The 16534-nt window shown below is 76.5% G+C and carries 16 protein-coding genes; 12 read left to right on the top strand and 4 right to left on the bottom strand.

The window, feature by feature from the left end; genetic code table 11:
• The first annotated feature begins 165 nt into the window (after nt 1-165).
• The 3 genes from ACI79Z_RS13390 to ACI79Z_RS13380 all read left to right on the top strand — a co-directional run bounded on the left by ACI79Z_RS13390 (nt 166) and on the right by ACI79Z_RS13380 (nt 3506).
• Nucleotides 166-1389, top strand: coding sequence for an MFS transporter (locus tag ACI79Z_RS13390; RefSeq protein ID WP_456902907.1), 1224 nt, complete (start codon nt 166-168; stop codon nt 1387-1389).
• Complete coding sequence (locus tag ACI79Z_RS13385) at nt 1386-2567, top strand: GNAT family N-acetyltransferase (RefSeq protein ID WP_456902906.1); 1182 nt, start codon at nt 1386-1388, stop codon at nt 2565-2567. The genes ACI79Z_RS13390 and ACI79Z_RS13385 overlap by 4 nt, the downstream gene beginning before the upstream one ends.
• 99 nt (nt 2568-2666) lie before the next feature.
• On the top strand, nt 2667-3506 hold the full coding sequence (locus ACI79Z_RS13380) for an aldo/keto reductase (protein ID WP_387991706.1): 840 nt from the start codon (nt 2667-2669) through the stop codon (nt 3504-3506).
• A gap of 85 nt (nt 3507-3591) precedes the next feature.
• On the opposite strand, the gene ACI79Z_RS13375 is transcribed toward ACI79Z_RS13380, so the two are convergent.
• Nucleotides 3592-4401, bottom strand: a complete 810-nt coding sequence (locus tag ACI79Z_RS13375; RefSeq protein WP_387991703.1) for a DUF3097 domain-containing protein — start codon at nt 4399-4401, stop codon at nt 3592-3594.
• 350 nt (nt 4402-4751) lie between these two features.
• On the opposite strand from ACI79Z_RS13375, the gene ACI79Z_RS13370 reads away from it, so the two are divergent.
• From ACI79Z_RS13370 to ACI79Z_RS13335, 8 genes are all read left to right on the top strand, one after another.
• Nucleotides 4752-5747, top strand: coding sequence for a PRC and DUF2382 domain-containing protein (locus tag ACI79Z_RS13370; protein WP_456902905.1), 996 nt, complete (start codon nt 4752-4754; stop codon nt 5745-5747).
• A 160-nt stretch (nt 5748-5907) separates the two neighbouring features.
• Nucleotides 5908-6822: an AAA family ATPase gene (locus ACI79Z_RS13365; protein WP_387991697.1), complete on the top strand. Its 915-nt coding sequence runs from the start codon at nt 5908-5910 to the stop codon at nt 6820-6822.
• A gap of 76 nt (nt 6823-6898) precedes the next feature.
• Nucleotides 6899-7990, top strand: coding sequence for a vWA domain-containing protein (locus tag ACI79Z_RS13360; RefSeq protein WP_387991694.1), 1092 nt, complete (start codon nt 6899-6901; stop codon nt 7988-7990).
• Nucleotides 7983-9104, top strand: coding sequence for an XdhC family protein (locus tag ACI79Z_RS13355; protein WP_387991691.1), 1122 nt, complete (start codon nt 7983-7985; stop codon nt 9102-9104). Before ACI79Z_RS13360 ends, ACI79Z_RS13355 begins: the two co-directional genes overlap by 8 nt.
• Before the next feature lie 39 nt (nt 9105-9143).
• Nucleotides 9144-9410 (top strand): helix-turn-helix domain-containing protein, encoded by a 267-nt coding sequence (locus tag ACI79Z_RS13350; RefSeq protein ID WP_456902904.1) that lies wholly within the window; start codon nt 9144-9146, stop codon nt 9408-9410.
• Nucleotides 9407-10072: an ATP-dependent Clp protease proteolytic subunit gene (locus ACI79Z_RS13345; RefSeq protein ID WP_387991686.1), complete on the top strand. Its 666-nt coding sequence runs from the start codon at nt 9407-9409 to the stop codon at nt 10070-10072. The genes ACI79Z_RS13350 and ACI79Z_RS13345 overlap by 4 nt, the downstream gene beginning before the upstream one ends.
• A 41-nt stretch (nt 10073-10113) precedes the next feature.
• A complete protein-coding gene (locus ACI79Z_RS13340; RefSeq protein WP_387991683.1) occupies nt 10114-10662 on the top strand; it encodes an MOSC domain-containing protein in 549 nt (182 codons plus the stop codon).
• Nucleotides 10663-10701: 39 nt separating this feature from the next.
• Nucleotides 10702-12570 carry an AAA family ATPase gene (locus ACI79Z_RS13335; RefSeq protein WP_456902903.1) on the top strand — a complete coding sequence of 623 codons (1869 nt, stop codon included), beginning with the start codon at nt 10702-10704 and terminating at the stop codon, nt 12568-12570.
• A gap of 210 nt (nt 12571-12780) precedes the next feature.
• Here ACI79Z_RS13335 and ACI79Z_RS13330 read toward each other — a convergent pair whose 3' ends face one another.
• The 3 genes from ACI79Z_RS13330 to ACI79Z_RS13320 all read right to left on the bottom strand — a co-directional run bounded on the left by ACI79Z_RS13330 (nt 12781) and on the right by ACI79Z_RS13320 (nt 15016).
• On the bottom strand, nt 12781-13908 hold the full coding sequence (locus ACI79Z_RS13330) for an NDMA-dependent alcohol dehydrogenase (RefSeq protein WP_387991677.1): 1128 nt from the start codon (nt 13906-13908) through the stop codon (nt 12781-12783).
• A 137-nt stretch (nt 13909-14045) separates the two neighbouring features.
• Nucleotides 14046-14210 (bottom strand): hypothetical protein, encoded by a 165-nt coding sequence (locus ACI79Z_RS13325; protein ID WP_456902902.1) that lies wholly within the window; start codon nt 14208-14210, stop codon nt 14046-14048.
• 11 nt (nt 14211-14221) lie between these two features.
• The gene (locus ACI79Z_RS13320; protein WP_456902901.1) at nt 14222-15016 is read right to left on the bottom strand and encodes a class E sortase; all 795 of its coding nucleotides are present in this window, start codon (nt 15014-15016) and stop codon (nt 14222-14224) included.
• Between the two features lie 53 nt (nt 15017-15069).
• On the opposite strand from ACI79Z_RS13320, the gene ACI79Z_RS13315 reads away from it, so the two are divergent.
• Nucleotides 15070-16530 carry a bifunctional 3-(3-hydroxy-phenyl)propionate/3-hydroxycinnamic acid hydroxylase gene (locus ACI79Z_RS13315; protein ID WP_456902900.1) on the top strand — a complete coding sequence of 487 codons (1461 nt, stop codon included), beginning with the start codon at nt 15070-15072 and terminating at the stop codon, nt 16528-16530.
• Nucleotides 16531-16534: the final 4 nt, after the last annotated feature.

Below are 16534 nucleotides of genomic sequence, written 5' to 3'. Positions count from 1 at the left end.
CGGGCCGCTGGTGCGGAGGCCGAGGTTGCAGCCGGGTTGCCGGCGGGCGGGCAGGCGGAAACCGGGACGACGACGTCGGTGCCCGTTGTTACGGTCGGGGCGCCACCCGAGAGTCCGGCGGGCAGTCCCGCACTCGCCTGTGGCCAGGAAGCGCGAGAAGAGCCCGTGTCACCCCGCACGCTGTTCGGCCCCTACGGCCGCCTGTTCACCGTCCCCGGAGCCGTCTGGTTCTCCCTCGCCGGGTGGGTCGCGCGGCTCCCGCTGCCGATGCTCGGCCTGGGCGCGGTGCTGCTGGTCGAGGGCGAGTCCGGCAGCTACGGCCTGGCCGGCGCCGTCTCCGGGACCCTCGCCCTCGCGGCCGCGGTCGGCGGGCCGCAGTGGGCCCGCGCCATGGACCGCCGCGGCCAGGGGCGGGTCCTGCAGGCGGCGATGGCCGCCTACCTCGCCACCGGGCTGGCGTTCGTCGGCGTCGTCGTCGCCGACGGGCCGCGCTGGGCGTGGTTCGCCCTCGCCGGGCTGACCGGGGCGAGCCTGCCCAACATCGGCGCGCTGGTCCGCGCCCGGTGGGCGGCCGCGCTGGAGGACGCCGAGCGCCGGCAGACCGCCTTCGCCTTCGAGTCCGTCGTCGACGAGGTCGTCTTCGTCGTCGGCCCGCCGCTGGTGACCGTGCTCGGCACGATGGTCGCCCCGGCCGCCGGCTTCACCACCGGCATCGTGCTGGGCACCGTCGGCGGGCTGTGGCTGGCGCGGCAGCGCGCCACCGAGCCCACCGCGACGCCCGCGCCGTCCGCCGGCGGGCGGCACCGGCCGGCCGCGCTGAACGCGGCGGTGCTGCTGGTCTGCGCGACCTACCTGGGCGTGGGGACCGTGTTCGGCGCGATGGACGTCGTCGTCGTGGGCTTTGCCGAGGAGCAGGGCGCGCCCGCGCTGGCCGGGCTGGCGCTCGCGCTCTACGCCGGCGGCAGCCTGGTCGCCGGGCTCGCCTACGGGGTGGCGCGGCTGCGCGGCACGCTGGCCACCCGGTTCCTCGCGACGGCGGTCTTCTTCGGGCTGGCCGCGCAGGGGCTGTGGGCGGTGGCCTCGCTGCCGCTGCTGGTCGGCGCCGGGTTCCTCGCCGGGCTCGCCGTCGCGCCGGTGCTGGTGTCCGGGACGTCGCTGGCCGAGTCCCGGGTGCCGCGGGCGGCGCTCACCGAGGCGCTGGCCTGGACCAACACCGGCCTGACGCTGGGCGTCACCGCCGGCTCGGCGCTGGCCGGCGCGGCGGTGGACGCGTGGGGCGCCCGGGCGGCCTTCGCCGTCCCCGCGCTGGCCGCGGCCGGCGCGGCCGGGCTCGCGCTGCTCGGCGCGCCGCTGCTGCGCCGCCCGGCGCTCGAGCCGGTGGCCGCGTGAGCGTCACCGTGCGGCCGCTGGCCGACGACGAGCTCCCCGCCGCCTGGGAGCTGGGCCGCCTGGCCTTCGGCGGGCCGGCCGCGGCGCCGGAGTGGGCGCTGCGGCCGGTCGAGGGGCTGGTGCGGCTGGGCGCGTTCGACGCCCGCGGCCGGCTGGTCGGCAAGGCCACCGACACCGGTCACCGGCAGTGGTGGGGCGGCCGGGAGGTGGCCACGGTGGACGTCGGCGGCGTCGCCGTCCTGCCCGAGTACCGGGGCGCGGGGGTGGCCCGCGCGCTGCTCACCGACCTGCTCGCCCGCGGTCACGAGCGCGGTGCCGCGGTCAGCGCGCTGTTCCCGACCGTGTCGGCGGTGTACCGGAACCTCGGGTGGGAGGTCGTGGGCGCCCTGCAGCGGGTGGACCTGGACACCGCCTCGCTGCCGTCCGCGCCCGTGCCGGGCGTGCAGGTGCGGCCCGGCGGGCCGGCCGACCTGCCCGTCGTCGACGCGCTGTACGAGACCCTCGCCCGCCCGCGCACCGGGCTGCTCACCCGGCGCGGGGGCGTCTTCGACCTGCCGCACGAGGGCTCCTGGCCCGACGGGGTGGACGGGCTCACGGTGGTCGAGCAGGACGGCGTCCCGACCGGGGCCCTCGTGTACGGGCGCGGGCGCGGCTACGGCCCCGAGGCGCTGCTCACCGTCCACGACGCGGTGGCGGTCACCGCCGACGCCGCGCGGGCGCTCGTCGGGGTGCTGGCCGGGTGGCGGACCGTGACCCGCACCGTCCGCCTGCCCCTGCTCGCCGGCGACGCGATCGCCGGGGCGCTGCCGCTGGAGCGCTCGCCGGCCGGTCCCGGGGTGGCGTTCATGCACCGACCGGTCGACGTGGTCCGCGCGGTCGCCGACCGCGGCTGGCCCGGGCACGTCCGCGGACGGGTGGCGTTCACGCTGCTCGACCCCCTCGTGCCCGGCAACGCCGGTCCCTGGGAGCTCGAGCTCGCCGACGGCGCCGGGGAGCTGCGCCGCGCGGACCGCGAGCCGGGGCTCGTCCTGGCGGTGCGTGGGTTCGCCCAGCTGTACTGCGGCGTCACCAGCGGCCGGGCCGCGGCGCTGGCCGGGCTCGTGACCGGCCCGGACGACCCGTCCGCGCTGGACCTGCTCGCCTCCGGGCCGCCGGTCGGCCTGCTCGACTACTTCTGACACGGGTTGAGCGCCGGGCTGCCGGGTAGGCGGGGGGCCGGTGTTCCGTGCCCACGCGAGTGCGCGGCGCCGCAACCGTCATCAGCGAGAGGAGCCCCCGTGGCCACCGTGCCCGCGATCCGACTCAACAACGGCGTCGAGATCCCCCAGTTGGGGTTCGGCGTCTACCAGGTCCCGCCGGACCGGACCGTCGAGGCGGTCCGCACCGCACTCGAGGTCGGCTACCGGCACATCGACACCGCCGAGATGTACGGCAACGAGAAGGAGGTCGGCCAGGCCGTCCGCGAGTCGGGCATCGACCGGTCCGAGGTCTTCGTCACCAGCAAGCTCAACAACGGCTTCCACCGCCGCGGGGACGCCCTGAAGGCCTTCGACCAGACGCTCGACGACCTCGGCTTCGACTACCTGGACCTGTTCCTGATCCACTGGCCGCTGCCGACCATCGACGTCGACTACGTCGAGACGTGGAAGGCCATGGAGGAGATCTACGCCGGGGGGAAGTGCCGCGCGGTCGGCGTCTCCAACTTCAACCCGCACCACCTGCGCCGGCTGTTCGGCGAGACCGAGGTGCGCCCGGCGGTCAACCAGATCGAGGTGCACCCCTATCTCACCAACGACGAGGTGCGCGCCTTCGACGCCGAGCACGAGATCGTCACCGAGGCCTGGTCGCCGATCGCGCAGGGCAAGGTCCTCGACGACCCGGCGATCGTCGCGATCGCGGAGAAGCTGGACCGCACGCCCGCCCAGGTCGTGCTGCGGTGGCACGTGCAGCGCGGCGACGTCGTCTTCCCGAAGTCGGTGACCCGCGCGCGGGTCGAGGAGAACTTCGCGCTGTTCGACTTCGAGCTCGACGAGGGCCAGATGGCCACCGTCACCGGCCTCGACCGCGGCGAGCGCACCGGCCCCGACCCGGACACGTTCGACTACGTGCCCGGCTGATCCCTCGCCTGCCCCCACCGCTCGCGGCCCTCCTGCAGGGGCCCGCCGCGAGCCTGCGAGCGGTGGGGGGCAGGAGGGTCCTTCCTCAGTCCGTCGTGACGAAGTCGATGAGCTCCTCGACGCGGCCGATGAGCGCGGGCTCGAGGTCGGTCCAGGTCCGCACGCGGGCCAGGATGCGCTGGGCCCACACGTAGCCGGTGTCGTCCTCCCAGCCCAGGCGGCGGCAGACGCCGGTCTTCCAGTCCTCGCCCCTCGGGACCTCCGGCCAGGCGCGGATGCCGACGACGGAGGGCTTGACCGCCTGCCAGACGTCGACGAACGGGTGGCCGACGACGAGCGCGTGCTGCCCGGTCACCTGCTCGGCGATCCGCGACTCCTTCGACCCGCGCACCAGGTGGTCGACCAGCACGCCGAGCCGCCGGCCCTGCCCGGGACGGAACTCGCGGACGATGCCGGGCAGGTCGTCGACGCCGTGCAGCGGCTCCACGACGACGCCCTCGATGCGCAGGTCGTGGCCCCACACCTTCTCGACCAGCTCGGCGTCGTGCTTGCCCTCGACGTAGATGCGGCCCTCGCGGGCGACGCGGGCGCGCGCACCGGCCACGTAGGTCGAGCCCGAGGCGCTGCGGGTCGGCGTCACCGGGCCCTTCGGCGTCGGGCGCACGAGCACCACCGGACGGCCGTCGACCCAGAAGCCGGGGCCGAGCGGGTAGGCGCGGACCTTCCCGAACCGGTCCTCGAGGTGGACGACGTCCTTCTCGCAGCGCACGACGGCGCCGACGAACCCCGAGCTGGGGTCCTCGACGACGAGGTCGCGTTCGGCGGCCACCTGTGGCGGCGGCTTCTTGACCGTGCGGGGGTGCACCAGGTTGTCGTAGGGGGAACGCGGCGGCACGGGTCCCAGGAGAGCCGATGACCGCGGATGAGGCCCGCAGACGCGCCGAGCGGGCCGTGTGTGAGGAAGGCCGCGACACGCCCGAGGTCGTGCCGATCGCGGAACGTCACGGGACGTCGCGATCGGTCGACGACGCGCCAGCTCATCGGAACACCGCGGTGACCAGCGGAAACGGCCGTCCCGCCGCCGGGGCCGCTCGGGCGGGGCGGTGCACGCTCAGCCACCGAAGCGTCGCACTCGATCTCCGTCGTTTCGCCGCGCCGAGCCCGGTCACCCATCTAACCGACCGTCACACCACAGCTCAGATGGGAGCGAGAGCGACGATGATCAGCACCGACACCATCAGCCGCGTGATCGGACAGGACGTCTACGACGAGGCCGGCGAGAAGATCGGCTCGGCCTCCGAGGTCTACCTCGACGACGAGACCGGTCAGCCGGAGTGGGCCACGGTGCGCACCGGGCTGTTCGGCACCAAGGAGTCCTTCGTCCCGCTGCGGGACGCCGACCTGACCAACGACGGCCTGCGCGTACGCGTCAGCAAGGCCCAGGTCAAGGACGCCCCGAAGATCGACACCGACGGGCACCTGTCCCCGCAGGAGGAGCAGGAGCTGTACCGGTACTACGGCCTCGGCTTCGGCTCGGGCACGCAGACCACGACGCAGACCACGGCGCAGACCACCTCGCAGACCACGACGGACGTCGGCACCGCCGGCACCTACTCGCTGGACCAGGACCGGTCGCAGCAGGACCTGACGACGGCCGGCACCGGCACCGTCGGGATGGCGACCGACCGTGACCGCGACGGCGTGCGCGACGACCTCGAGACCCGCGGCACCGTGGGCCACGACGTCTCCGGCCCGACGACCGACAACGCCATGACCCGCTCCGAGGAGCACCTCGAGGTGGGCACCCAGCGCGTCGAGGCCGGCCGGGCGCGGCTGCGGAAGTACGTCGTCACGGAGAACGTGAGCCAGACCGTCCCCGTGTCCCACGAGGAGGTGCGGGTCGAGCGCGAGCCCATCACCGACGCCAACATCGGCAACGCGATGGACGGGCCGGCCATCTCCGAGGAGGAGCACGAGGTCGTCCTGCACGCCGAGCGCCCCGTCGTGTCCAAGGAGGCCACGCCGGTCGAGCGCGTCCGCCTCGACACCCAGACGGTGACCGAGCAGGAGACCGTCTCCGACCAGGTGCGCCGCGAGGAGATCGAGGTCGACGGCGGCACCACGGGCGTCGCCGGCACCACGACCGGGACGACCACCGGCACCACCGGGGACGACCGCGGCCTCGTGCAGAAGGCCAAGGACGCCCTGGACCGCGACAACGACGGCAAGATCGGTCGCTGAACCGGTAACAGCACCACGGCCCGGTCCTGACCGGGCGCACCAGACGGCGGTGGCCGGCCGGAGACGACGACTCCCGGCCGGCCACCGTGGCGTCTGCAACGGTTGCGGGCACCGGGGCCGCGGCGTGTCGCCCGCCTGCGCAGGTGGGATGCTCGGCGGCGTGACCGAGACCACGACCGAGCTCCCCGGGACCGACGCCCTGCCCGGCGGACCCGACGAGCTGGCCGCGGCGCTCCGCTCGACCGGCTACCTCCCCGACGAGGGCCTGGCCACCGCCGCCTACCTGGCGCTGGTCATGCGCCGCCCGCTGTTCCTCGAGGGCGAGGCCGGCGTCGGCAAGACCGCCCTGGCCCGGGCGCTGGCCGAGGTCACCGGCCGCCCGCTGTACCGCCTGCAGTGCTACGAGGGCCTGGAGGCCAGCCAGGCGCTCTACGACTGGGACTTCGGCCGCCAGCTGCTGCACCTGCGCGCCGCCGAGGCCGCGCACGCCACCGGCGACACCGAGGCGCTCGAGGCCTCGCTCTACGACCGCCGGTTCCTGCTCGCCCGCCCCCTGCTGCAGGCGCTGGAGGACTCCCCGAGCGTGCTGCTGGTCGACGAGGTCGACCGCGCCGACGACGAGTTCGAGGCCTTCCTGCTCGAGGTGCTGTCGGACTTCACCATCTCCATCCCGGAGCTCGGCACCGTGCGCGCCGAGGTGCCGCCGCTGGTGGTGCTGACCTCCAACCGCACCCGCGAGGTGCACGACGCGCTCAAGCGCCGCTGCCTCTACCACTGGCTGCAGCACCCCGACTTCGACCGCGAGGTCGCCATCCTGCGCGCCCGGCTGCCCGAGGTCACCGAGCAGCTGGCCCGCGAGGTGGCCCGGGCGACCGGGAAGCTGCGGACGCTGGACCTGCTCAAGCCGCCGGGCGTCGCCGAGGCGATGGACTGGGCCACCGCGCTGCACGCCCTCGGCGCCCGCGACCTGGACCCCGACCTCGCCGCCCGCACCCTCGGCGCGGTGCTCAAGTACCGCGAGGACACCGACCGGGTGCACGCGCTGGCCCGCGGAGCGCTGTTCGGTGGCGGGTGAAGGACCCCGTCCCCCTCACGCCTCGCACGCTCGGCGCGAGCCTCCGGACGGGGCCGTTCCAGCACGTCACCACGTCGTGGCCACCGTCCTGGGGTTCGCCCGGACGCTGCGCGCCGCCGGGGTGGCCGCCTCCCCGGACCGGGTCGAGGCGATGCTGTCGGCGGTGGCGGTGCTCGACGTCCTCGACGCCACCGCCGTCTACTGGGCCGGGCGGCTGACGCTGTGCTCGGGTCCGGACGACCTCGACCGCTACGACGCCGCGTTCGCCGCGTACTTCGGCGGCGAGGTCCCCCGCCGGTCGACGCCGGCGACGAGCGCGCCGCCCAGGACCGCCGCCACCGCGCCCCTGGAGCAGGGCGGCGGTCCCGGTGAGGAGGGCGAGGCGCCCTCGGACCTCGCCGTCGCCGCCTCGGCCGAGGAGGTGCTGCGGCACCGCGACGTCGCCGACCTGACGCCGGCCGAGCGCGAGCACCTGCGGCGGCTGTTCGCGCTGGTCCGCCCCGCGGCGCCCATGCGCCCGGCCCGCCGCCGCCGGCCTGCCCCGCACGGCGCGGTGCACCCGGCGCGCACGGTGCGGCGGGCGCTGCGCGACGGCGGCGAGGTCACCCGGCTGCTGCACCGGCGGGCCCGGCCGCGGCCGCGGCGGGTGGTGCTGCTGGTCGACGTCTCCGGCTCGATGAGCCCCTACGCCGACGCGCTGCTGCGCTTCGCCCACGCCGCGGTGCGCGCCCGGCCGGCCTCGACCGAGGTGTTCACCATCGGCACCCGGCTGACCCGGGTGACCCGCGAGATGCGGCTGCGCGACCCCGACCGGGCGCTGGCGGCCAGCGGCGGCGCGATCCCCGACTGGTCCGGCGGCACGCGGCTGGGCGAGGTGCTCAAGGCGTTCCTGGACCGGTGGGGGCAGCGCGGGACCGCCCGCGGCGCCGTCGTCGTGGTGTGCAGCGACGGGTGGGAGCGGGGCAGCCCCGACCTGCTGCGCGAGCAGATGGCGCGGCTGCGCCGGCTCGCGCACGCCGTCGTCTGGGTGAACCCGCACAAGGGCCGGGCCGGCTACGAGCCGCTGACCGGTGGGATGCAGGCGGCGCTGCCGTCGGTCGACGCGTTCGTGTCCGGCCACAGCCTGGCCGCCTTCGAGGAGCTTTCAGGGGTGATCTCGCGTGCGTGAGGTGCTGGACGACCTGGTCGGCTGGTGGCAGGCCGGCGAGACGGTCGGGATGGGGACGGTGGTCGCCACCTGGCGGTCCGCGCCGCGGCCGGCCGGGGCGGCCATGCTGGTCGGTCCCGACGGGACGGCGGTCGGCAGCGTGTCCGGCGGCTGCGTCGAGGGGGCGGTGTACGAGGAGGCGCGGGACGTCGTCGAGTCCGGCGTCCCGACGCTGGAGCGCTACGGCGTCAGCGACGACGACGCGTTCGCCGTCGGGCTGACCTGCGGCGGGATCCTCGACGTGTTCGTCGAGCCGGTCTCGCGCGAGTCGTTCCCCGAGCTGGGGGAGATCGCCGAGTCGGTGGGCCGGCACGAGCCGGTCGCCGTCGTCACCTGCGTGCGCGGGCCCGAGGACCGCATCGGCCGGCGGCTGGTGCTCTGGCCCGACCGGTCCTCCGGCACGCTCGGCCTGCAGCGCCTCGACGACGCCGTCGCCGACGACGCGCGCGGCATGCTCGCCGCCGGCCGCACCGGCACGCTGACCTACGGCCACGACGGCGAGCGGCGCGGCGACGAGCTGACGCTGTTCGTCTCCTCCTTCGCCCCGCCGGCGCGGATGGTCGTGTTCGGCGCCATCGACTTCGCGGCCGCCGTCGCCCGCGTCGGGGCGTTCCTCGGCTACCGGGTGACCGTGTGCGACGCCCGGCCGGTGTTCGCCACCGCCCGCCGCTTCCCCGACGCGCACGAGGTCGTCGTCGAGTGGCCGCACCGCTACCTGCAGGCCGAGGTCGACGCCGGGCGCATCGACGAGCGCACCGTGCTGTGCGTGCTCACCCACGACCCGAAGTTCGACGTCCCGCTGCTGGAGGTGGCGCTGCGGCTGCCGGTGGCCTACGTGGGCGCGATGGGCTCGCGGCGCACGCACGACGAGCGGCTCGAGCGGCTGCGCGAGGCGGGGCTGTCCGAGGCCGAGCTGGCCCGGCTGTCCTCGCCGATCGGCCTGGACCTGGGGGCCCGCACGCCCGAGGAGACCGCCGTCTCGATCGCCGCGGAGATCATCGCCGGGCGCTGGGGCGGCACGGGCGAGCGGCTGAGCGGCACCGCGGGGCCGATCCACCACACCGCCGAGCGCTGAGGGACGTGGACATAGCGGAAGAGGTATACCGTTCCTGGTATGCCGCCGCCGCACCGCAGCCGCTTCCCCGGCCTGGAGGACCGGGGTGAGCGCCGGCGCGGGCTGATCGAGGAGCTGGTCCGGCTGCGCCGGGAGAGCGAGCTGAGCCAGACGCAGGTCGCGGCGCGCATGGGGACGTCGCAGTCCGCCGTCGCCCGCCTGGAGAGCGGGGAGCTGGACGCGCGGCTGTCGACGCTGGAGCGCTACGCGGCCGCCCTGGGCCGCACCGTCGACTGGCAGGTCCGCACGTCCGAGGAGTTCCCGTGACCCGTCCCCCAGGCACCTGGCCACCCCTCCCGCCGGAGCCCCCGTTCCCGCTGCCGCCGCCCGACTCCCCGCGCAGCCCGTGGCAGCCGCCGCCCCGGCCGCCCGCCGTCCCCGGGCAGGGCGCGACGACGATGTCCGTCGTCGTCGGCTCGCCCGACTGGCTGGCCGAGCGGCTGGTCGAGCACCGCATGGTGACGCTGTCCGGCGAGCTCGACGCCGACGCGGTCAACCGGGCGGTCGCCGAGCTGGCGCTGCTCGACGCCGACGGCGACGGCCCGGTCCAGCTGCGGCTGTCGGGTGTGAGCGCCGACCTGGACGCCGCCCTGGTCCTCGTCGACGCGATCGACCTCATGGGCGCGCCGGTGCACGTCACCTGCCTCGGCACGATCACCGGCGCCGCGGTGGCCGTGCTCGCGGTGGCCGACCGGCGCACCGCCGGGACCCACGCCCTGTTCCAGCTGACCGAGCCGCGGGCGCCGGGCAGCGGCCTCGGCCGGGACGTCGAGGCCGTCGCCGCCGAGCACGCCCGGCGGCTGCGGCGGCTGCAGGAGCGGCTGGCCGGGGCGACCGGTCGTGACGTCGAGCAGGTCGCCGCCGACATGCGCGCCGGCCGGCTGCTGTCGGCGGAGGAGGCCCGGGAGTACGGGCTGGTCGACCGCTGAGCGTCGACCCGCTGGACGCCGACCGCCCGTACACCTACGACGTGGAGGTGGTGGGGCTGCTCGTCTCGCCGGTGCACCGGTACGACGGGCGACCCGGCGGCGTCGTCCCGCCGCAGGACGGCGACCGGGCCGAGCGGGTGGAGGTGCGCGCCGGACACGGCATCGTCGGCGACCGCTACGCCGGCCGGCCCGCGCACCGCGACGCCGCCGTCACCGTGCTCGCCGCCGAGTCGGTCGAGGCGCTGGCCGCCGAGCTCGGCGCCGGCCCGCTGGACCCGCTGCTCGCCCGGCGCAACGTCGTCCTGCGCGGCGCCGAGGTCGAGGCCCTGCGCGGCGCGGTGTTCGCCCTCGACTGCGGGGAGGGTGTCGTCGTCCTGCGCGGCGGGCGGCCGGCCAACCCGTGCGCCTGGCTGGACACCGTGCTCGCGCCCGGCGCGCACCGGGGGATGCGCGGCCGCGGCGGGGTCCGCTGCGCCCCGCTGACCGACGGCGTCCTGCGGCTCGGTCCCGCCGTCCTCACCAGCGCCGTCCCGCTCGACCCGGCCCGCGCCGGGGAGGCCCACCGCGTGCTGCCGCGGCCCCGTCCGTAACCTGCCTCACAGCCACCGCCGTGCTCAGAGGGGAGCCGCGTGACGCCGACCGTGCCGCACCCGGTCATCGGGCTGCGCCGCGAGCGCGAGGTGCTCACCGTCGCGCTGCTCACCAACCGGCACGTCGTCCTCGAGGGCCCGCCGGGCACCGGCAAGTCGACGCTGCTGCGGACCGTCGCCGCCGAGGCCGGCCAGGAGGTCGTGTTCGTCGAGGGCAACGCCGAGCTGACGCCGGCCCGGCTGATCGGCCAGTACGACCCGGCCGCCGTCCTGGCCGAGGGGTACGTGCCCGGCAGCTTCACCGACGGGCCGCTGCTGACGGCGATGCGCGGCTCGGGGCTGCTGTACCTCGAGGAGCTCAACCGGATCCCGGAGGAGACGCTCAACGTCCTCATCACGGTGCTCACCGAGGGCGAGATCACCGTGCCGCGGCTCGGCCACGTGCGGGCGGCCGCCGGCTTCCGGCTGATCGCGGCGATGAACCCGTTCGACGCCATCGGCACCGCCCGCGTCGGGCAGGCGATCGCCGACCGCATGTGCCGCGTCGTCCTCGGCTACCAGGACGCCGCCGCGGAGCGGGCCATCGTCGCCGCGGTGACGGGCGCGCCGCCGTCGCTGATCGGGCTCGCCGTCCGGCTGGTGCGGGCCTCGCGGGTGCACCGCGACGTCCGGATGGGCTCGTCGGTGCGCGGTGCCACGGACCTGGTGCTGCTGCTCGGCGGGCTGCTGGACGTGCGCGGGCAGTCCGGGCTGGGGGCCGACGGCGCCCGCGAGACCACCCGCGACGCCGCGCACGCCGCCCTGTCGGGCCGCATCCGGGTCGCCGAGGGCGTCGAGCGCACCCCCGAGGCCGTCATCGACGAGATCCTCGACGGCGTCTGGCCGCCGGACGGGCCGCCACCGCCGGACGAGGAGGAGCCCCCCGCTCCCGCCGAGGGGGGTGGCGAGGGAAAAGCCGGAGGCCCGCCGGAGTCCCCGGCGGGCGCTGACCCCTCGTCCTCCCCGCGCCGCGACCGCCGCGGCGGGGGCGCCCGCCGGCAGACCAGCCGCCGCGAGATGGCCGCCCGCCACGACGCGTTCGAGGAGGTCAGCCCGGAGGTCGGCGAGCTCGACGAGGAGGCCTTCGCCGAGCTGATGGCCCAGGACGCCGACGCCGCGGCCGCGCTGCTCACCGACCTGGCCGCGGCCACCGACCGCGAGCTGCGCGCCGCCGCCCGGCGCCTGGCCGGCCGCGTGTTCGTCCAGGTCGGCCGGGTGGGCCGCTCGCGCACCCGCGGCACCCGGCGGCTGGTGCCCGACCGGCACGGCGACGGCGACCTGGACCTCGACCGCACGCTCGACCGCTGGGACGTCGGGACGCCGCTGCAGCCCGGCGACCTGGTCACGCGGCGGTGGACCGGGCACCGGCGCGCGGTGTGCCTCGCCGTCGACACGTCCGGCTCGATGACCGGGCTCGGCGTGGCGATCGCGGCGGTGGCGGCGGCCGGCGTCGTCCTCACCGGCGACGAGCGGCTGCGGACCAGCCTGATCACCTTCGGCCGGGACGTCGACGTCGTGCAGCGCCAGGGGCAGCGGCGGGCGGCGGAGGACGTCGTCACCCACCTGCTGGGCCTGCGCGGGCACGGGATGACCGACGTCGCCGGCGCGCTGCGGGCAGCCCGGCTGCAGCTGGCCGCCGAGGTCGCCGACGAGCGCGTGGTCGTGCTGCTGTCGGACTGCCTGCACACCACCGGCGACCCGCCCGAGACCGCGCTCGCGGGCATCGACCGGCTGCACGTGCTCTGTCCGCTGCCCACCCCCGAGGCGGAGACGGCGGCGCGCTCGCTGGCCGCGCGGGGTGCGGGGACGGCGCAGATGGTGCGCACCGTCCGCGACCTCGGCCCCGCCCTCACCCGCCTGCTGGGCTGAGCGCGGCCGCGCGCCGGTCGACCACCGGATGCGCGCACGGGCACCCGGCGTGTCCGCCCGTGTCGCGTGCCCGCAGACGACGATCACCGGGACCTGCGGGACGGGGCCCAGCCCCCGAGCGCGGACGACGGCCGCCAGACGGGTGCGCGGGCCGGGCCGCGGCGGCGCTCCCCGTGCCCGCCGCGGACGCCGGCGGGCACGGGGACCGGATCAGCGGTCGGAGTCGCCGTAGACGACCATCCCGCGGATGTTCTTGCCGTCGCGCATGTCCTGGTAGCCCTGGTTGATGTCCTCGAGCTTGTACTTCGTGGTGGCCAGCTCGTCGAGCTTGAGCTGGCCCTCCTGGTAGAGGCTGAGCAGCTCGGGGATCGCCGCCCGCGGGGCCAGGCCGCCGAAGATGGCGCCCTGCAGGTCCTTCTGCAGCAGGGTGAGCTCGAACAGGCTGAGCTTGACGTCGGTGTTGGCGGCGTTGCCCATGCCGGTGACGACGGCGCGGCCGCCCTTGCCGGTGAGGCTGAGCGCGGTCTGGACGTCCTCGCCCTGGATGTCGCCGACCGTGATGATCGTCTTGTCCGCCATCCGGCCCCAGGTCAGCTCGTTGACCTTCTCGGTGGCCTCCTCGGCCGACTCGAACACGTGCGTGGCGCCGAGGTCCATCGCCCACTCGCGCTTCTTCGCCACCGGCTCGATGACCATGACCCGCTTCGCGCCGGCCGCCGCCGCGCCCTGCACGGCGTTCATGCCGACGCCGCCGGCGCCCATGACGACGACGTTCTCGCCCGGCCGCACGTCCGCGACCCTGGTGGCCGAGCCCCAGCCGGTGGTGACGCCGCAGCCGACCAGCGCGGCGATCTCCAGCGGGATGTCGGGCTCGATCTTCACGACCGACGCCTGGTGCACGGTGATGTACGGCGAGAACGTGCCGAGCAGGCACATCGGGATGACGTCCTGGCCGCGCGCCTGGATGCGGTAGCTGCCGTCGGAGATCGAGGTGCCGGCCAGCAGGTTGGCGCCGAGGTCGCAGAGGTTCTGCATGCCCTTGGAACACGGCGGGCACTGGCCGCAGGCGGGGATGAAGGCCGTGACGACGTGGTCGCCCTCCTGCAGGCCCGTCACACCGGGGCCGACCTTCGTGACGACGCCGGAGCCCTCGTGCCCGCCGATGACCGGGTAGAACGCGACCGGGGTGCCGCCGGTGACGAGGTGCTCGTCGCTGTGGCACAGCCCGGAGGCGGCCAGCTGGACCTGGACCTCGCCCTCCTTCGGGTCACCCAGCTCGATCTCCTCGATCGACCACTCCTCGCCGACGCCCCACAGGATCGCGCCCTTGGTCTTCACCCGGTGTCCTCTCCGTCCGGCCCGCCGTCGTCGGCGGGCAGCCTGGTGGGCGCACCCCGCTGGAGTGTGCGCCGGGCCACAGACTCACCGCGGCACCGGGTGCCGTCAAGGGACCGCAACGGACTGCAACGTCCCGCTCAGCGGCCCGGGTCGACGGTCACCGCGGTGAACGGCAGGTGCGGCTCCACCCAGGGGAAGACGACGAACAGCAGCAGCGCCGCCGCGGCGAGCGCGAGCAAAAGGGACAGCACCGAACGGGTCGCCGTCCCCCCGGGCAGGTGTCGCCAGATCCAGCGGTACACGGGGGTCCTCCTCAGCCCTCGGTCAGGGCCGGCGGCCCGTCGGGTGCGTCCGCCCGGGTCACGCCCGGGCCGTCGAGGACGGCGTGCACCACCAGCCGCTGCCGCGCCGAGTACCGCGGGTGGCAGGTGGTGATCGTCAGGTAGGACCCGGCGGGCGCGGCGTCGGCGGCACCCCCGGGGACCGGGGCGATGACGTCGACGTCGGCCGGCGTCACGATCCGCTGTCCGGGGACGCCGTTGGGGTCCTGCGCCGTCAGGTCCCCGGAGGCGTCGCCGAGCACGCGGTAGGTGAACCACCCGTCGGCCACCTCGACGACGACCGGGTCGCCCGGCCGCAGCCGGTCCAGGTCGAGGAACGGCGAGCCCCGGCCCACCCGGTGCCCGGCGAGCGCGACGTTGCCGGGCGCCCCGGGCATCGCCGTCCCGGCGTAGTGGCCCGGTCCCTGGGACAGCTGGTCCTCGCTGGTCCCCTCGAGGACGACGCGCGACCAGTCCGCGCCCAGCCGGGGGACGTGCAGCACCGCGAACGGCTCGCCCACCGGGACCTGCGCGGGGACGGTGGGCACCCCGGAGACGGGCGGCTCGGCGGACCACTCGGTCCGCAACCGGTCGGAGAGCCGGTCCTGGTCGCGCGCGGAGAACAGGTCGGTCACCCACAGCTCGTAGACCACGAACAGCAGCAGCACGACGCCGGCGGTGACCAGCGTCTGCCCCAGCCCGCCGGCGAGTGCGCGCCGGCGGTCCCCGCGCGTCCGGCCGGGCCGGCGCCGCCCGGCCGGCGGCGCGGGGGCGTCTGTCGGGGCCATCGCCGGGCCACTGTGCCAGCCCGGACCCGGCGCGGTCGGCGACACTGGGCGGCGTGTCGTCGCAGCCGGTCATCCCGCCTGTCGTGGTGGTCGGCGCCGGGCCGGTGGGCACGACCGCCGCGCTGCTGCTCGCCCGGCGCGGCCTGCCCGTCCTGCTGCTCGACCGCCAGCCCCGCCCGTACGGGCTGCCGCGCGCGGTGCACCTCGACGACGAGGCGCTGCGGGTGCTGGCCGACGCCGGCGTCGTCGAGGCGTTCCTCGAGGTCAGCCGGCCGATGGCGGGGCTGCGGCTGCTCGACGCGCGGCACCGCACGCTCGCCGAGTTCCACCGCGCCGGGGACGCCGGGCGGCACGGCTGGCCCCAGGCGTCGATGTTCCACCAGCCCGACCTGGAGCGGCTGCTGCGCGCCGCGGTGCGCGACACCCCGGGCGTCGAGCTGCGCGGCGGCGAGGAGGTCGTCGGGCTCGCGGAGGCGGACTGCTCCGTCGCGGTGACCGTGCTGGAGCGGGCCACGGGGCGGCGTCGCGACGTCGTCGCCTCGGCCGTGCTCGGGTGCGACGGGGCGAACAGCACCGTCCGGGGCCTGGTGGGCGCGCGGATGCGCGACCTCGGCCGGCCCGACCGCTGGCTGGTCGTGGACCTGCGCGCGCGGGTGCCGCTGCCGGTGTGGCCGGGCGTGCACCAGGTGTGCGACCCGGACCGCGCGGCGACGTTCATGCCGGTCAGCGGGGACCGCTACCGCTTCGAGGCGCGGCTGCGGCCCGGCGAGACGGCCGCGGACCTCACCGGCGCCGCGCTGCCCGCCCTGCTCGCGCCGTTCGGGGCGCAGGACGCCGAGGTGGTCCGCGCGGCCGAGTACGTCTACCGGGCGCAGGTGGCCGACCGCTGGCGGCGCGGCCGCGTGCTGCTGGCCGGGGACGCCGCCCACCTCACCCCGCCGTTCGTCGGCCAGGGCCTGGGGCTCGGCCTGCGCGACGTGCACCAGCTGTCCTGGAAGGTGGCCGCCGTCGTCACCGGCGCCGCGGGTGAGGAGCTGCTCGACACCCACCGCGCCGAGCGGGAGCCGCACGCCCGGGCGCTGGTCCGGCTCGCGGCGGTGGTCGGGCGGCTGATGACCGGCGGGGGAGCGGGCGCGGTGCCGGTGCGGCGGGCCGTGCTCGCCGCGGTCGCGGGCGTGCCGGCGCTGGCCGCCTACGCCACCGACAGCCGCACGCCCGCGCTGCGCGCCGGGCCGCTGGTCGAGCGGCGCGGCCCGGCCGGTCGGCGGCTGGCCGGGACCCTCGTGCCGCGGGCGCGCGTCCGCGCCGGCGGGCGGGAGTGCCGGCTCGACGACGTCCTGGGTGCCGGCACCGCGGTCGTGGCGCTGGCGGCGCCGGGGCGCGTGGCGGTCACCGCGGCCGGCCGGCGCGCCGAGCTCGACGACGTCGACGGCGCGCTCACCGCGTGGCTGCGGGCGGGACGGGCCCGCTTCGCCGTCGTCCGGCCCGACCGGGTGGTGCGAGCCGCGGGGTGAGTGG

This window comes from Geodermatophilus sp. SYSU D00663 (genome assembly GCF_054050655.1).
This window is presented reverse-complemented; position numbering and strand designations above follow the sequence as displayed.